Source organism: Dysgonomonas sp. 521, assembly GCF_010501055.1.
Lineage (GTDB): Bacteria > Bacteroidota > Bacteroidia > Bacteroidales > Dysgonomonadaceae > Dysgonomonas.
Genome location: NZ_QVMO01000019.1, coordinates 1 through 16,979, shown reverse-complemented (window position 1 = coordinate 16,979; position 16,979 = coordinate 1). Strand labels below are relative to the sequence as shown.

Sequence of the window (16,979 nt, the reverse complement as noted above, 5' to 3'; positions counted from 1 at the left end):
TGCGGGGAGGATTCGCCCCTCCTTTGGAGGGGTTGGGGAGGCCAGTAATGAAACCATGATGGATACAAAAGTTACATTAAAAGAAAAAGTAGGTTACGGATTCGGGGATATGGCCTCTTCCATGTTTTGGAAGATTTTTGGTATGTACTCCCTGTTTTTCTACACAGACGTATTTGGTATAGAGGCAGCAGCAGCCGGAACTATGTTTTTAATTGCCCGTTTATGGGATTCTGCTTTCGATTTGTTTGTCGGTATCTTAGCCGATAGGACGAAGACGCGTTGGGGCAGATACCGTCCCTATTTGTTATGGTTCGCTATTCCGTTTTCGGTAATGGGCGTGATTACGTTCTTTGTGCCTGAATTCGGCTCCACAGGCAAGCTGGTATATGCCTACATAACATACTCACTGATGATGATCGTATATTCCCTCATCAATGTGCCTTATGCGTCATTGCTAGGTGTGATGTCGCCCGATCCTAAAGTGAGAAATGTACTTTCTTCTTATCGTATGTCTTTTGCATTCATCGGAAGCTTTATTACATTTATGTTGTTACAGCCGCTTATCGATATGTATGCTAACATGTTCGGTTCCGAATCGGCTGTCGTTCATCAGGCTGCTGAAACTACAGTGAGCACTTCTCCTATCGGATGGACATTAGGGGTTGCAACCATAGGTATTCTGTGTACTATCCTGTTCTTTCTTTGTTTTAGATGGACAAAAGAGAGGGTGCAGCCCGTAAATGAAAATGAAGATACTTCTGTAAAACAAGACCTGAAAAATCTGTTTCATAATGCTCCCTGGTGGATCTTGGTAGGTACAGGCTTAGCCGCTTTGTTGTTTAATGCAGTCAGGGATGGTGTCGCCATCTATTATTTCAAAGATTATGTGCAATATAATTACCGCGTTCCTTTTACAGGATGGGATGCTACTACAATCTATTTCCTTGTAGGGCAGGCCGCTAATCTTGTAGGGGTAATGCTGGCACCTGCCATATCTTCCAAATATGGTAAAAAACGAACATATATGATTGCCATTGCCATAGCCGGATTGCTTAGTATGGTATTCTATTTTATTCCAAATAATTTTGGACTAATCTTATTATTGCAGGCTTGTATATCTCTGTTTGCTGGCTATGTGCTTCCATTGCTATGGAGTATGTTTGCTGATATTGTAGACTATCAGGAACTGAAGACAAATCGCCGTGCATCAGGTCTTATTTTCTCGTCATCTTCCATGTCGCAGAAGTTAGGCTGGGCGCTCGGTGCTGCTCTTACAGGCTGGATTCTTGCAATATTTAAGTATAACCCCGAAATGGCGCAGCAAACGATGGATACAATTTTCGGCGAACGCCTGATGATAAGTATTATACCTGCAATTTGCTGTTTGGTAGCATTCTTCGGTATGTTGGCATACCCGCTTTCCGAAAAGAAAGTGAAGGAAATTACAGCAGAACTGGATGCTAAGAGAAATAATAAATAAAATGATTGTCTAATAGAATATTAGGTTAATAAGGTGAGAGGAAAAAGTGGCAAGTGAAAACAATAAGAAAGGTGTCACATTTGTCACTTTTTAACAAAACGATGGATAGTGGGCATTATAAATTGTCTACTATCCATTGTTAACTGAAATAAGTCACGTTTGTCACTTTTTGTTTTTAAATGATTGATAATCAAATGTAATAACTTCTCGCTTTGTTGCCTTTATTATTAAATTCATTGTTAACTGCTAACTGTTGACTGTTTAACTGAAAAATATGAACGGATTTAAAAACGAACTCGAAAATAATATACTATCCTTCTGGATTGAAAAAATGCAGGATACCCGGAATGGAGGCTTTTACGGGCAGATAGACGGCAACGATGTATTGCATCCCGAAGCTAATAAGGGGGCTATACTGAATGCCCGCATCCTGTGGACTTTCTCCTCTGCGTACCGCATTCTCAGGAAAGAAGAATACCTGAAAATGGCTCAACGGGCTTTTGACTATATCACCACCTACTTTATTGATAAGGAATATGGCGGTGTGTATTGGGAACTAGATTATAAAGGCAATCCTGTAAATACGAAGAAGCAGACTTACGTGCAAGGTTTTATGCTCTATGGATTTTCTGAATATTATCGTGCTACGGGTAACGCGCAGGCTCTGGAACTGGCCAAAGAGTTTTTCTACCTGATAGAGAATAGCCACGATAATGCTTTAGGAGGCTATCTTGAAGCATATACGCGCGATTGGGAACCTATCGAAGACATGCGCCTGAGCGATAAGGATGCGAACGAAAAGAAGACAATGAACACACACCTGCACGTTCTTGAACCTTATACCAACTTGTGCCGTGTGTGGGATAACAGGGAACTGAAAGATGCTCAGAAGAGACTGATAGGAATTTTCACAGACCGCATTCTCGATAAAAAGACAAATCATTTGAATCTCTTTTTTGATGAGGAATGGAATGTGAAGTCCACAGCCATATCTTACGGGCACGATATTGAGGCTTCGTGGCTATTGTTCGAAGCCGCAGAAGTATTGGGTGACAAAGATTTATTATTTCAAATCAAAAGTTTATCTTTGGATATCGCAAACGCGGCATCGGAGGGTTTGGAAGCTGATGGCAGCATGATATATGAAAAAGATGGAAATCATATTGAAAGCGAGCGGCATTGGTGGGTGCAGGCAGAAGCCGTAGTAGGTTATATGTATGCCTACAAAAACTCCAAAAGCCTGGGTTATAAAGAAAAAGCTTCACGTCTATGGAACTACATTCAGAATCGAATCGTTGACCATGAAAATGGCGAATGGCATTGGAGCAGAACGGCAGACGGCTCTGTCAATCACAAAGATGATAAAGCCGGATTCTGGAAATGTCCGTACCACAATGGACGTATGTGTATGGAGATGATAGAAAATTTTAAATACTAGCTGTTGGCTTATAGCTATTAGCTGTTAGTAGCACAAGCGAAAAGGGCTATCAGCTAAAAGCTATTGGCTAAAAGCTAACAAATAATAAACTTATATGAAGTTTGGATACTTTGACGACCAGCGCCGGGAATATGTTATTACAAATCCTCAAACACCGTGGCCTTGGATTAACTATCTGGGTAATGAGGATTTCTTTTCCCTGATTTCAAATACAGCCGGAGGATACTCTTTTTATAAAGATGCTAAATTTCGCAGGATTACCCGTTACCGTTACAACAATGTACCGATGGATAACGGAGGACGGTATTTCTATATTAATGACGGGGAAACGGTGTGGTCGCCGGGATGGAAGCCATGCAAAACCGAACTGGATAAATACGAATGCCGTCATGGAATGAGCTATACGACTATTACCGGAGAGAAAAACGGAATAGAAGCGGAAGTTCTTTTCTTTGTCCCGCTGAAAACATGGGCAGAAGTGCAGAAAGTAAAGCTGACGAATAAATCATCAGAAACAAAACGCTTCAAATTATTCTCTTTTGCCGAGTGGTGCCTGTGGAATGCGGCTACCGATATGGAGAATTTTCAACGTAACTTTTCTACAGGGGAAGTGGAAATCGAAGATTCTGTCATTTATCACAAAACTGAATATAAAGAACGCAGAAACCATTATGCTTACTATAGTGTAAATGCCCCGATTCAAGGTTTTGATACCGACCGTGAATCATTTATCGGATTGTACAACGAGTTTCGCGACCCGCAGGCAGTAATGGCAGGGAAGCCGATTAATTCTGTTGCTCACGGCTGGTCACCTGTTGCGTCTCATTATCTTGAAATAGAGTTGCAACTGGGTGAGACAAAAGAACTGGTATTCGTTCTGGGTTATGTAGAATACGAAAACCGTGAGGATAAATGGGAATCGAAAGGTGTAATCAATAAGAGCATGGCAAAAGCTACGATTGCTAAATTTGATACAGCACAGAAAGTGCAGGCTGCCTTCGATGAACTAAGGGCTTATTGGGATGATCTATTGAGTGCTTATGTCCTGAAAAGCAGTGAAGAGAAGTTAGACCGGATGGTCAATATCTGGAATCAATACCAATGTATGGTCACGTTTAATTTTTCGCGTTCGGCTTCATTCTTTGAGTCGGGTATCGGTCGAGGTATGGGGTTCCGTGATTCTAACCAGGATTTGGTTGGTTTCGTACATCAGATTCCGTCAAGGGCACGACAACGTATTATTGATATTGCTTCCACTCAGTTTAGCGACGGAGGCTGTTATCATCAATACCAGCCACTTACAAAACGGGGGAATAACGATATCGGAGGCGGTTTCAACGATGACCCGATGTGGCTCATTTTCGGAACAGTTGCATACCTGAAAGAAACCGGAGATTTCTCCATTCTCGACGAAGCCGTTCCTTTTGATAATCAGGAAGGAACGGAAAAATCACTATTTCATCATCTGACCGTCTCGTTCAATCATGTAATTAATAATTTAGGGCCTCATATGCTGCCTCTTATCGGGCGTGCCGATTGGAACGACTGCCTGAACCTGAACTGTTTTTCGTGGGATCCTAACGAGTCATTCCAAACTACTGAAAACAAAACAGAAGGCTCGAAAGCTGAATCACTGATGATTGCCGGGCTATTTATTGTTTGCGGTCAGGACTATGTAGCGCTTTGCCGTCAGATAGGTAATAATCAGGAAGCTGACCGTGCACAGGGCTTTATCTATTCAATGATTGAAGCCGTTAAAAAACATGGTTGGGATGGAGACTGGTATCTTCGCGCCTATGATTATTACGGAAACAAAGTAGGCAGTAAAGAAAATAAAGAAGGAAAGATATTTATCGAATCGCAAGGCTGGTGCGGAATGGCAAAAGTTGGCCTTGAAGAAGGTATGGTGAAGAAATCTCTGGATTCGGTAAAGCAATATCTCGATACACCTAACGGAGTAGTACTGAACAATCCTGCCTTTACGGAATATGTGGTGGAGTATGGAGAGATATCTTCTTATCCGGCTGGATATAAAGAAAATGCAGGTATCTTCTGTCATAATAATCCGTGGATTATGATTGCAGAAACAATGATAGGACGAGGTGATTATGCATGGAACTATTATCGTAAAATATGTCCTTCTTATACAGAGGAAATATCAGAATTGCACAAGGTAGAACCTTATGTATATTCACAAATGATAGCAGGAAAAGATGCCTTCAAACCGGGCGAAGCTAAAAACTCGTGGTTGACCGGAACGGCAGCATGGAATTACTATGCTATCACTCAGTTTATACTGGGTATCAAGCCCGATTATGAAGGCTTGGAAATAAATCCGTGTATTCCGGCTGACTGGCAAGGTTTTGAGGTCACGCGCAAATTCCGCGATGCAACTTATCACATCGAAATCAAAAACACAGGTGTAAACCGGGGTATAAAGAGTTTAACCGTAAATGGAAATACTATATCCGGTAATATAGTCCCTTTGCAACCTGCCGGTTCGGTAAATGTGGTAAAAGTAGTGCTTGGGTAATCAAAAATTGAAGAATATGAAAAGATTAGTTGTAACAGTAATGGCCGTATTTGGTATCGTTTCGGGGACGTATGCACAAACGGGTGATGCGGAAAGAAAGGCAGCCGAAATAGTGTCGAAAATGACATTGGCTGAAAAAATCGGACAAATGTCCCAGATCGCTATCGATATTGTATGTAAGGGACAGGATAGTCCTTCTAACAGTACATTGGAGATAGATGTGGATAAGTTGCGTCATGCAATTGTCGAATATCATGTAGGTTCTATACTGAACGCTCCGGGTACACGCTCACGTACGCCTGAATGGTGGACTAAGGTTGTAGAGCAGATTCAGGATGTTGCAGTAAATGAAACCCGCCTGAAAATTCCGGTTATCTACGGTCTCGACCAGATACATGGTGCCACATATACTGCTGGCTCTACATTATTTCCTCAGGAAATAGGCCTTGCCGCTACATGGAATCCGGCTCATGCCCGTAAAATGGGAGAGATTACAGCTTATGAAACACGCGCGAGTAATGTTCCGTGGAACTTTGCTCCTGTATTGGACTTAGGGCTCGACCCGCGTTTCCCGCGCCAGTATGAAGGTTTCGGTGAAGATCCGTATATCGGTTCTGTTTTCGGGTACGAATTGGTGAAAGGTCTTGAAGGTGACGATAATAATATTGCCAATCCTCATAAACTGGCCTCTTGTATTAAACACTTCATTGGTTATTCGGCTCCTATCAGCGGAAAAGACCGCACTCCGGCCTATATTCCTGAGAATGTATTGCTTGAGTATCATGTGCCGTCATTCAAGGCTGCTATTGATGCAGGTGCTCATACAGTCATGCTCAACTCGGGCATTATCAATAATGTGGCCGTGCATGCCAGCTATGAACTGACAACAAAGCTGTTGCGTGAAGATTTGGGCTTCAAGGGTATGATTGTTACAGACTGGGAAGATATCAATAAACTCTACAACCGTGACAAGATGGTTCCATCTATCAAGGAAGCTATCAAGGCAGGTATTAACGCGGGTGTCGATATGTCGATGATACCGTATAACTATAAGGAATTCTGCGACCTGTTGACCGAATTGGTAAACGAAGGAGAAGTGCCTATGTCGCGTATCGATGATGCAGCCACACGGGTACTTACTGTGAAGATTAAACTCGGATTATTAGAAACACCAAATACATATGCAAAAGACTATCCTGAGTTCAATTCTAAAGCCTTCCAACAGGCTTCATACGATGCTGCTGCGGATGGTATCACTCTGTTGAAAAATAACAATAATACATTGCCATTGAATAAAGGTGCTAAAATATTGGTCGCAGGCCCTAATGCAGTGAGTATGCGTGCACTGAACGGTGGATGGACTTTCTCATGGCAGGGTGAAAAGATAGACGAGTTTGCAGGTAAGTATCATACTATTCTGGATGCAATGCAACAGAAATTCGGTAAAGAGAATGTCTCTTATGTGCCGGGTGTAAGCTATACAAAAGAAACCAAATGGGATACAGAATATAAAGACCGTTTCGATGAAGCGATTGCTGCTGCTAAGAATGTAGATTATATCGTGCTTTGCCTGGGTGAAAATTCTTATTGTGAAAAACCGGGCGACCTGAATGACTTATATCTGAATGACCTGCAAACAGAGTTGGCTCAGGAAATGCTGAAACTAGGCAAGAAAGTTATTCTTGTGTTGAGTGAAGGGCGTCCGCGTGTGATTTCTAAATTTTCGCAAAGAGTAGACGCCATTGTGCAGACATATTTGCCAGGTATATACGGAGCCGATGCATTGGCTGATATTCTTGCAGGTGAGGTAAATCCTTCCGGTAAACTACCTTATACTTATCCTGCATTCCCTAATTCATTGATTCCGTATTATCACAAATATGCGGAAGAGCAATCGAATACCGATAGTGCTTACAATTATGAGGGGGATTATAACTTCGAATATCCGTTTGGACATGGTATAAGTTATACAACTTTTTCATACTCAAATATTAAGGCGGACAAAACGCAGTTGCCTCTCCATTCGAATGAAGAAATTACTATTACTGTAGATGTAACAAATACAGGAAATCGTGATGGTAAAGAAGTTGTACAACTTTATACAAGAGACTTGGTTGCTTCATTGATGCCGGATGTGAAACGGTTGCGCCGTTTTGAGAAGATTTCTTTGAAAGCCGGTGAAACAAAAACAGTTTCATTGAAACTGAAATTGGATGACCTTTCATTTATTAATTTAGAAAATAAAAGGGTTGTAGAACCGGGCGATTTCGAATTTCAGGTGGGTTCTTCATCAGATGATATTAAAGCTAAGATACAGTTTACGGTGAAATAATGCGAATCAGGGGTTGAAAGCAGCTCAACACCTGCCTGAAAGGCAGAATCTTCATAAGCGTATGCAAGCGCAGCGTAGCTTACGCAGCAAGGGGCAATTACACACCCCCTGCCCGAAGCAGCAGGACACACAGTATGCCCTGTCTTTCAGACAGCTGGTATTGCTGATCCTTTTTCCGCAGGTCGATGACCCGCGGTTATGAAGAAATGGCTTTTCAAGCCATCTTTCAACTCCTGATTGGCATAAATAATTATTTCTAATAAGGAGGGTTGGTTTCCTTAAGTAAGGAATTGTATGTTCAAGCGATCATGAAACTATGCAAAGATTGTGGTTTTTCAACGGCTCCCGATCTTAGTCGGGAGTCTGTTGTTTTAAATGAGAATCGGCTATTTAAGTAATGAAAAGAGAACTGTCTACAAGAGGACGCATTCTTATCAGAATGTGACCCGTTTCCTGATCTTATTTTCCACCAAGCGATAATGCCTAACGGCATTCAGCGCACAGTTTTGTTTCTACAAATTTAAACAGGCTCTAATAAATTGAAAACTGAATATATAATGAAGAAAACTTTTGTGTTATTAATGTCTGCCGCTATGATACTGGCATCGTGTAAGCAGAAAGAAACTACAGCCGATATGAAATTGCCTGTTGATAAAAAAGCTACTAAAGAAACAGTTGAGTTATATAATACACTGTTTAGCTCGTTGGACAAAGGCATTATGCTGGGGCATCAGGATGCTTTAGCTTATGGGCATTCATGGTATAAAGAGGCCGGACGTTCCGATGTGAAGGATGTAACAGGCGATTATCCTGCCGTTATCGGATGGGAGCTGGGGCATGTTGAGATAGGTGCTGAATTTAATCTCGACTCCGTTTATTTTTCCGATATGAAGCGTTATATCAAAGAGACTTATGACAGGGGAGGTATAACCACAGCTAGTTGGCATGGCGATAATATCGTTACAGGCAACACTTCCTGGGATTGTGCGCAGGACTCTGTGGTAAGGACAATCCTGCCTAACGGTTCCAATCATGCTAAATACCTGACTTGGCTCGACCGTGTGGCCGATTTTTTCCTCGACCTGAAAGACGATGAGGGGAATCTTATCCCTGTGGTCTTCCGTATGTATCATGAACATACAGGGGCATGGTTCTGGTGGGGGAGCGGGCAATGCACCCCTGAGGAATATAAGCAACTGTGGATTATGACTGTACAGCATCTGCGCGATAAGAAGGATGTACATAACTTATTATATGCTTATTCCCCGTCCGAAACCAAAGATGAGGCTGAGTTCCTTGAACGTTATCCGGGCGATGATTATGTGGATATGGTAGGCTACGACTGTTATGTACCCGGCAAGAATGCCGAATCTGTAGTTAAATATAAGGAAGCGATGGACCGTAATCTGAAAATCGTAACCGGTTATGCCGCTAAGTCGGGCAAAATACCTACTATTGGCGAAACAGGTATGGAGTCTATCCCTGATTCTACTTATTTTACACAGGCTGTTTATCCTGTAATCAGCCAGTATAAGATAGCATGGGTGTTATTCTGGCGCAATGCGTGGGAGAGCGGTAAGCCCGATCATTTCTATGCGCCGTTTACAGGGCACTCATCTGCAAGCGATTTCAAAGAATTTGTAGCTAAACCGAATATTTTAATGAATACTGATTTGAAACAGTAATTGTCTGATATGTAGTGTTTTTTTACAGGGTGTGGCAGAGTGCTATGCCCTGTTTTTATTAATTTTTTTATGATATTTTTAATATAAGTTGTGCTTACAACAATTATTTTTTATAACTTTGCATTGGAACATCCGTTTCGAAGCAATATGTTTATAACCAATAATCTTTGATATTTTATCCAATTTGGTTATATTGTATAGTATAACAGAGATTTCCAGAACAATTCGTGCCCAAAATTGTTTAATATAATGGATACATGTCTGTAATACGATGTGGTACTTTTGACTGGTATCACTAAAATGCATAAATATTTATTAGCGAATTTGTTGTAAGGCCTTCTACGGAAAGAACTTTAAGAATATATTTAATAGGAAATATTAGAATATTGAGTAAGTAATTCAACCATTTCAAACCCTAAAAACAACACGCTTATGATGAAGAATGCTATTGGAGTTAGTGCCGGAGATATCTGGCGGCTTCTATCTACAAAAGGAAGATTGTCTGTCAGGCAAATAGGAGATTATACACATGCCCGTGATTCTGCAATACTTATTGCTATAGGTTGGCTGTGCAGGGAGAATAAAGTACGCCTGATAGATAGGAATGGTTCTTTATATATAGAACTGAACAGTATATATACAGAGACTTATTACTGATTCATGGTATATAATAAGCTGTTATTTAGTACACTCCCAGACTACACAATGCTTCATCCCTTGTTTGCCCGCCTTTTCCTGATGAATATCGTAATATTTAACATATTGTTATAAGTACATGACAAAAATTATTCAAACACGATTTGGAGACGATGTAGGGGCAGTGGCTTGTCCCTGCCCGCTTGTCATCGTTTACGGGCACCCACAAGGGGATGCCCCTACAGCAGGATATAAAATTTTGTCATGTACTTAACATATTGTTATAAATAGATTTATACTAAAAGTGGAATAGTGAAGATAAAATATCAAATTTCCATTCTTAACACATTATATCCCCGAATCTAAGTTTTTTTAGCCCTGAAAACTTTACTAACCAAACAAAATGATTTACTTTTGTGTTGCATTTTTAATAAGGATAACTATTTGAATGTTAGTGCCTATAAATATTATTTATGTAAAAATAGGTAGTTGCTGTATAATCTTTTAAGAATCAATAAAATAAAACCTATATATTAAACAATTTATTAATCATGGCTAATCAGAAAGAAAAGCTTTTCTCTAACTTTCCACCCATTTCTACAGAAGAATGGATGGCCAAAATCACAGCTGACCTCAAAGGCGCGGATTTTGAGAAAAAGCTTGTTTGGAGAACAAACGAAGGGTTCAATGTAAACCCTTTTTACAGAAGTGAAAACCTTGAAGGCTTTAAGACGGTTGACTCACTTCCGGGCGAATTTCCTTATGTACGTGGTACCAAGAAGGATAATGACTGGTATACACGGCAGGATATCGAAGTAAGAGACTTCAAGGCCGCAAATGCAAAGGCACTTGATGTACTCAACAAAGGTATCACTTCACTTGGCTTCCATATCGATGGAGATGACGTAAGTGAGGAAAACATCAAAACCCTTTTGAAAGGCATTCATCCTGAAGCAGTAGAACTAAACTTCAGTACATGTTACCGTAAATCTTTGGAACTGACTAAGATCTTAGTTGAGTATATCAAAGAATCGGGCGCTGATGTAATGAAATGCTTCGGTTCTGTTAATTACGATCCTTTCAAACCATTGTTGAAAAAAGGACGCGATGTAGAAGGATGGGCAGAAAAAGCTGCGGAAATAGTTAAAACAGCCGCTCCGCTTCCTCGTTTCCGTGTGCTGGCAGTAAATGCACATGCCTTAAACGATGGAGGTGCATACAACTATCAGGAACTGGGTTATGCTCTTGCTAATGGTAATCAATTGTTAAGTGCTTTAGTAGAAGCCGGGTTAGATCCGACATTGGTTGCCAAGAAGATCAAATTCAACTTTGGTATAGGTGGCAATTACTTTATGGAAATCGCCAAATTCCGTGCTGCTCGCTGGTTGTGGGCAGAAATCGTTGAAGCATACAAGCCAATCTGTCCTAACGAGTGCCCTAACAAGTCTCCGGAAGGTATCTGCCTGTGCGCCGCTAAAATATATGCCCATGCACAAACATCTACATTCAACAAGACTGTATATGATGCGCATGTAAACCTGCTTCGTACCCAGACAGAAGCTATGTCGGCTACTATCGCCGGTATCAACTCGCTGACAGTACGTCCGTTTGACGAAACTTATAAAACTCCGGATGACTTCTCTGAACGCATAGCACGTAATCAGCAATTATTGTTGAAAGAAGAATGTCATTTTGATAAGATAACCGACCCTTCGGCAGGTTCATATTATATTGAAAACCTGACTAAGTCTCTTGCAGAACAAGCTTGGAAGCTATTCCTTGAAGTAGATGAAAAGGGTTTCTATGAAGCATTGAAAGCCGGAACAGTACAGAATGCAGTTAAGGCTTCTGCTGACAACCGCTTCAAAGCATTGGCTACCCGCCGCGAAATCCTGTTGGGGACCAATCAGTATCCTAACTTCACCGAAAAGGCGGAAAGCAAGATTGTAGAAAAAGAGGCTTGCGGATGTGGATGTGGTAAAGATGCTCCTTACATGCCGTTACCAACCGACCGTTTAGGTACAGCATTCGAAGCACTTCGTCTGGCTACCGAAAAACATGGTGCTCCCACAGTATTCATGCTTACTATCGGTAATCTGGGTATGCGTCTTGCCCGTGCCCAGTTCTCAAGCAACTTCTTTGCTTGCGCGGGATATAAGATTATCGACAACCTAGGTTTCGAGACTGTAGAGGACGGTGTAAAAGCTGCCCGTGAAAAGAAAGCCGATATAATCGTGCTTTGCTCAAGCGATGACGAATATGCTACATTTGCCCCGGAAGTTCATAAACTGGTACAGGGTAAAGAACATTTTGTGGTAGCCGGAGCTCCTGCATGTATGGACGACCTGAAAGCTCAGGGTATAGAGCACTTTGTGAATGTGAAGAGCAATGTCCTCGAAACGTTGAGAATGTTCAATGCAAAACTGGGAATCGAATAACTAATACGCCCCTCCCAGCCTCCCCAGAAGGGAGGTATAGCCCCTCTTTCGGAGGGATTGGGGAGGCCAAATATATAGAAATGAAAACTAAACCAACACTGAAAGACTGGATAATTGCTATACGGCCCTGGTCGTTTACAGTATCCGCCCTTCCTGCCTTTGTTGCCATGATGTACACAATACATACCCACCCCGAAAGCAAAGCTAACTGGGTGTTGGGTGTGATAGCTATCATTGGCGCAGTTATTTTTCATGCAGGAGGCAACCTTATCAGCGACTACAACGACTACAAATACGGTGTTGACAGAGAAGGAAAGGTAGGAACGGATATTCTTACCAGCAAGTTGTTTGCGCCCCGGCAAGTACTTATATACGGATGGACATTTATTGTAACGGGTATTGTACTTGGATTGTTTCTTGTATCGCAGGTAGGTACCGGTCTTATATGGATTGGTTTATTCGGTACTATAGGCGCTCTGTTTTATTACCGTTTCAAATTCAAAGCATTGGGTGACCTGTTGATATTCCTCGTCTATGGCCCTACTATTATGTTAGGTACAGGCTATGTGATGCTTGGTCATATCGACTGGACATTGCTTCTGGTTTCCTTCCCGATGGCGTTCATTACCGTTAACGTGTTGCATGCTAATAATACACGGGATGTGAGAAGTGATCGTATTGCGGAAATCAAGACCTATGCAATGGTTATAGGAGTGAAAGGGTCTATTATATATTACTATTTGCTAACAGCACTGGCTTATGTGTTCATTATAGCAATGGTGATATTGAATATTCTGCCGCTTCCGGCTCTTATTGTTCTGATTACGCTACCTGTAGCTATTAAGAACTGTAAGGCTATGTCGCAAGTGACAGAGGACGATGTTACCCCTATCAACGATTTGGATAAAGGAACAGCACAGCTGCAACTGGTGTTTAGCGCATCATTGTCGCTGGCTCTGATAATCGCTATTATAATATGAAGAAACTTGCAGGAGCAATCATAGTAGCAGCCATCTTCTGGTTTGTAATGTTCTCTCAGTGGACAAGCCCACATATCAATTTCTGGTATGTAATGCTCGTTGCAGCAGGAACGCTTACAGCCCTGAGCCTTATATTCGGGAAAGACTGGAAACTCCAGTTCTCATTCAATATAAAGGATGTTGCTCTCGGTATTGGTTCCGCAGTTGTATTATGGGGCGTATTTTATCTGGGTAATGAAATCTCAGGGATGCTTTTCGATTTTGCCCACCCGCAGGTAAGCGATGTGTATGCCATGAAAGAAGGGCAGAACAAATTGTTTCTTGCTTTGGCGCTGTTATTCTGGATAGGTCCTGCCGAAGAAATATTCTGGCGGGGATATGTTCAGCGTACACTCAGCGATAGCAAACTCGGAAGTATGAAAGCATACATTATTACAACTCTTATTTATGCTGTAGTGCATGTCTGGGCGTTCAACTTTATGCTTTTTATGGCCGCTTTGATTTGCGGAGCTTTCTGGGGTTTTATTTATATGAAGAACAGAAACCTGCTTACAGTACTTATATCCCATGCTATTTGGGATGTAGCCGTTTTTATTTTATTTCCTATATCGTAAATAATCAAATAAAAAATAAATATGAAACCTAATTTCAAAAACATTGACATCAACAGTTCGGGCTTTGCTGCTACGAATGCTGCGAAATGGACTGCTGATAATGGTATAGAAGCTGACTGGATGACACCTGAGCTCATTCCGGTTAAGTCTGTTTATACAAAAGACGATTTGGAAGGTATGGAGCATCTGAACTATGCTTCCGGTATTCCTCCATTCCTGCGCGGGCCATATTCAGGTATGTACGCTATGCGTCCGTGGACAATCCGTCAGTATGCAGGATTCTCTACTGCTGCCGAATCGAATGCTTTCTACCGCCGCAACCTGGCTTCGGGACAGAAAGGTCTTTCTGTAGCGTTCGACCTTGCTACACACCGTGGCTACGATGCCGACCACCCTCGTGTAGTGGGTGATGTGGGTAAAGCCGGGGTGTCTATCTGCTCGGTAGAAGATATGAAAGTATTGTTCGAAGGTATTCCGTTGAACCAGATGTCAGTATCAATGACAATGAACGGTGCCGTGCTCCCTGTGCTTGCGTTCTATATCAATGCAGGACTTGAACAAGGTGCTAAACTGGAAGAGATGGCCGGAACAATCCAGAATGATATCCTGAAAGAATTTATGGTGCGTAATACATATATCTACCCACCAGAATTTTCGATGAAGATTATTGCTGATATCTTCGAATATACATCTCAGAAGATGCCTAAGTTCAACTCAATCTCTATCTCCGGTTACCATATGCAGGAAGCAGGGGCAACAGCGGATATCGAGTTGGCTTACACACTTGCCGATGGTATGGAATATCTGAAAGCGGGTATCGATGCAGGTATCGACGTAGATGCATTTGCTCCTCGCCTGTCTTTCTTCTGGGCTATCGGTATGAATCACTTTATGGAGATTGCTAAAATGCGTGCCGGACGTCTGTTGTGGGCTAAGATTGTGAAAAGCTTCGGAGCTAAAAATCCCAAGTCACTCGCACTTCGTACTCACTCTCAGACATCAGGTTGGTCGTTGACAGAGCAAGATCCATTCAACAATGTGGGACGTACTTGTATCGAAGCAATGGCTTCTGCACTTGGCCATACCCAGTCATTGCACACAAATGCACTGGATGAGGCTATTGCGTTACCTACCGACTTCTCAGCACGTATTGCACGTAATACGCAGATATACATTCAGGAAGAAACTTATATCACGAAGGAAATCGACCCTTGGGCTGGTTCTTACTATGTGGAAACCCTTACCAACGAGCTTGTTCACAAAGCATGGGAGCACATTCAGGAAATTCAGAAACTGGGAGGTATGGCGAAAGCTATCGAAACAGGCCTTCCGAAGATGCGTATCGAAGAAGCTGCTGCCCGTACTCAGGCAAGAATCGACTCAGGTCAGCAAACAATTGTCGGTATCAATAAATACCGCCTTGAAAAAGAAGACCCTATCGATATTCTTGATGTAGACAATACGGAAGTTCGCCGCCAGCAAATCGAACGCTTGAACGACCTGAAAGCGAAGCGTGATAACGAAGCTGTGAAGAAAGCACTGGCTGCCATCACAGAGTGTGTGAAAACGAAGAAAGGCAACCTGCTCGAACTCGCTGTTGAAGCAGCACGTGTACGTGCTACGCTGGGAGAAATCTCGGATGCATGCGAGGAAGTTGTAGGCCGTTATAAAGCAATAATCAGAACTATATCAGGCGTGTATTCATCAGAAAGTAAGAAAGACCCTACATTCCACGAAGCAAAAGAACTTGTGGAAGAATTTGCGAAAAAAGAAGGTCGTCAGCCGCGTATCATGATCGCTAAGATGGGGCAGGACGGACACGACCGTGGTGCAAAAGTGGTGGCTACAGGTTATGCCGATTGCGGATTCGATGTGGATATGGGACCATTGTTCCAGACGCCGGAAGAAGCTGCTCGTCAGGCTGTAGAAAACGATGTGAACGTACTGGGTGTATCTTCTCTGGCTGCCGGTCACAAGACACTGGTACCTCAGGTAATAAACGAACTGAAAAAGCTTGGTCGTGAAGATATCATCGTGATTGCCGGAGGTGTAATACCTGCGCAAGACTATGATTTCTTATATAAGGCTGGTGTTGCTGCTATCTTCGGGCCTGGTACTTCGGTAACGAAGGCTGCTGTGCAGATTATGCAGATATTGTTAGCTGAGTAATTCAGTTAATCAAAATAAATTGATAAGAAAGGTCATCTGAAAGGATGGCCTTTTTTAGTTCTGATATTGTATTTGATAGAGTTATATTTGTTTGATTATTAATGTATTATGTATTTGTAGCTTTGCGGGTGTAGGATTTGTCTACCCTTATAAATCAATCTTCTGTTTTGCAGTCAGGGATCTAAGTCCACGAAGTGGGCTAATCATGGATAACTACGGGTGAAACCCGTGGAAAATGTGGATAGGGAGAGGCCGTCTCCGTAGGAGGCGAATGGCATTTGTTTTTGCTATTTGCCTCCTACGGAGACATATTTTCCAGCCAGTTCCTGCCACGGGTTTTGCCCGTGGTTATCCACTTTCAGTCCCTTCGGGACAATAAGAAAAGAGATCCTTCACTATCGTTCAGGATGACAGGCTATAAGATTTCTTTAACTTAATGACATTGGGATAGACGACCCTGAAAATCAGGCGTCAGCCAGCGCCGTTAGCCAGCGTACGGGGTACCCACCCGGTGCAGGCGGCGTAGAATGAAGTGCGGGCGCTTTCTAGCAAAATCTCCCAATCTGTAGAATGATGAATCCATTATCACTTCATTCAGCCGGCAAGCCGATGGTGGGTCGTACGGCGAAGCGGGGCGCAATGCTTTTTTGCTTACTTTTGGAGCTTTGGCCAAA

Annotated in this window: 12 protein-coding genes; 11 read left to right on the top strand and 1 reads right to left on the bottom strand. The window is 42.2% G+C overall.

Annotation, left to right across the window (positions count from 1 at the left end):
- Positions 1–58 precede the first annotated feature (58 nt).
- The 11 genes from D0T84_RS07665 to scpA all read left to right on the top strand — a co-directional run bounded on the left by D0T84_RS07665 (position 59) and on the right by scpA (position 16,305).
- On the top strand, positions 59–1,480 hold the full coding sequence (locus tag D0T84_RS07665) for an MFS transporter (protein WP_185155711.1): 1,422 nt from the start codon (positions 59–61) through the stop codon (positions 1,478–1,480).
- Positions 1,481–1,754: 274 nt separating this feature from the next.
- Positions 1,755–2,918, top strand: coding sequence for an AGE family epimerase/isomerase (locus D0T84_RS07660; protein ID WP_163307299.1), 1,164 nt, complete (start codon positions 1,755–1,757; stop codon positions 2,916–2,918).
- Between the two features lie 94 nt (positions 2,919–3,012).
- Positions 3,013–5,451 (top strand): GH36-type glycosyl hydrolase domain-containing protein, encoded by a 2,439-nt coding sequence (locus tag D0T84_RS07655; RefSeq protein ID WP_163307298.1) that lies wholly within the window; start codon positions 3,013–3,015, stop codon positions 5,449–5,451.
- Positions 5,452–5,467: 16 nt separating this feature from the next.
- The gene (locus D0T84_RS07650) at positions 5,468–7,783 is read left to right on the top strand and encodes a glycoside hydrolase family 3 N-terminal domain-containing protein (protein WP_163307297.1); all 2,316 of its coding nucleotides are present in this window, start codon (positions 5,468–5,470) and stop codon (positions 7,781–7,783) included.
- A 557-nt stretch (positions 7,784–8,340) separates the two neighbouring features.
- Positions 8,341–9,468 carry a glycosyl hydrolase gene (locus D0T84_RS07645; protein ID WP_163307296.1) on the top strand — a complete coding sequence of 376 codons (1,128 nt, stop codon included), beginning with the start codon at positions 8,341–8,343 and terminating at the stop codon, positions 9,466–9,468.
- 432 nt (positions 9,469–9,900) lie between these two features.
- Positions 9,901–10,125: a winged helix-turn-helix domain-containing protein gene (locus D0T84_RS07640; RefSeq protein ID WP_163307295.1), complete on the top strand. Its 225-nt coding sequence runs from the start codon at positions 9,901–9,903 to the stop codon at positions 10,123–10,125.
- Between the two features lie 118 nt (positions 10,126–10,243).
- Positions 10,244–10,378, top strand: a complete 135-nt coding sequence (locus D0T84_RS22870; protein WP_255495167.1) for a hypothetical protein — start codon at positions 10,244–10,246, stop codon at positions 10,376–10,378.
- A 277-nt stretch (positions 10,379–10,655) separates the two neighbouring features.
- A complete protein-coding gene (gene mutA / locus D0T84_RS07635) occupies positions 10,656–12,542 on the top strand; it encodes a methylmalonyl-CoA mutase small subunit (protein ID WP_163307294.1) in 1,887 nt (628 codons plus the stop codon).
- An 80-nt stretch (positions 12,543–12,622) separates the two neighbouring features.
- Positions 12,623–13,522, top strand: a complete 900-nt coding sequence (locus D0T84_RS07630; protein ID WP_163307293.1) for a prenyltransferase — start codon at positions 12,623–12,625, stop codon at positions 13,520–13,522.
- Positions 13,519–14,136, top strand: a complete 618-nt coding sequence (locus D0T84_RS07625) for a CPBP family intramembrane glutamic endopeptidase (RefSeq protein ID WP_163307292.1) — start codon at positions 13,519–13,521, stop codon at positions 14,134–14,136. Before D0T84_RS07630 ends, D0T84_RS07625 begins: the two co-directional genes overlap by 4 nt.
- Before the next feature lie 21 nt (positions 14,137–14,157).
- Positions 14,158–16,305: a methylmalonyl-CoA mutase gene (scpA, locus tag D0T84_RS07620; protein ID WP_163307291.1), complete on the top strand. Its 2,148-nt coding sequence runs from the start codon at positions 14,158–14,160 to the stop codon at positions 16,303–16,305.
- Positions 16,306–16,789: 484 nt separating this feature from the next.
- Here the strand turns inward: scpA and D0T84_RS07615 are convergent.
- The coding region (locus tag D0T84_RS07615; RefSeq protein ID WP_163307290.1) for a hypothetical protein at positions 16,790–16,979 on the bottom strand (190 nt) is incomplete at its 5' end.

Excerpts from the sequence above, each read along its gene's own strand:
- D0T84_RS07650 (WP_163307297.1), top strand. The coding sequence starts at position 5,468 with ATGAAAAGATTAGTTGTAACAGTAATGGCCGTATTTGGTATCGTTTCG.
- D0T84_RS07665 (WP_185155711.1), top strand. The coding sequence starts at position 59 with ATGGATACAAAAGTTACATTAAAAGAAAAAGTAGGTTACGGATTCGGG.
- D0T84_RS07660 (WP_163307299.1), top strand. The coding sequence starts at position 1,755 with ATGAACGGATTTAAAAACGAACTCGAAAATAATATACTATCCTTCTGG.
- D0T84_RS22870 (WP_255495167.1), top strand. The coding sequence starts at position 10,244 with ATGACAAAAATTATTCAAACACGATTTGGAGACGATGTAGGGGCAGTG.
- D0T84_RS07640 (WP_163307295.1), top strand. The coding sequence starts at position 9,901 with ATGATGAAGAATGCTATTGGAGTTAGTGCCGGAGATATCTGGCGGCTT.
- D0T84_RS07645 (WP_163307296.1), top strand. The coding sequence starts at position 8,341 with ATGAAGAAAACTTTTGTGTTATTAATGTCTGCCGCTATGATACTGGCA.
- D0T84_RS07625 (WP_163307292.1), top strand. The coding sequence starts at position 13,519 with ATGAAGAAACTTGCAGGAGCAATCATAGTAGCAGCCATCTTCTGGTTT.
- D0T84_RS07630 (WP_163307293.1), top strand. The coding sequence starts at position 12,623 with ATGAAAACTAAACCAACACTGAAAGACTGGATAATTGCTATACGGCCC.
- D0T84_RS07655 (WP_163307298.1), top strand. The coding sequence starts at position 3,013 with ATGAAGTTTGGATACTTTGACGACCAGCGCCGGGAATATGTTATTACA.
- mutA (WP_163307294.1), top strand. The coding sequence starts at position 10,656 with ATGGCTAATCAGAAAGAAAAGCTTTTCTCTAACTTTCCACCCATTTCT.
- scpA (WP_163307291.1), top strand. The coding sequence starts at position 14,158 with ATGAAACCTAATTTCAAAAACATTGACATCAACAGTTCGGGCTTTGCT.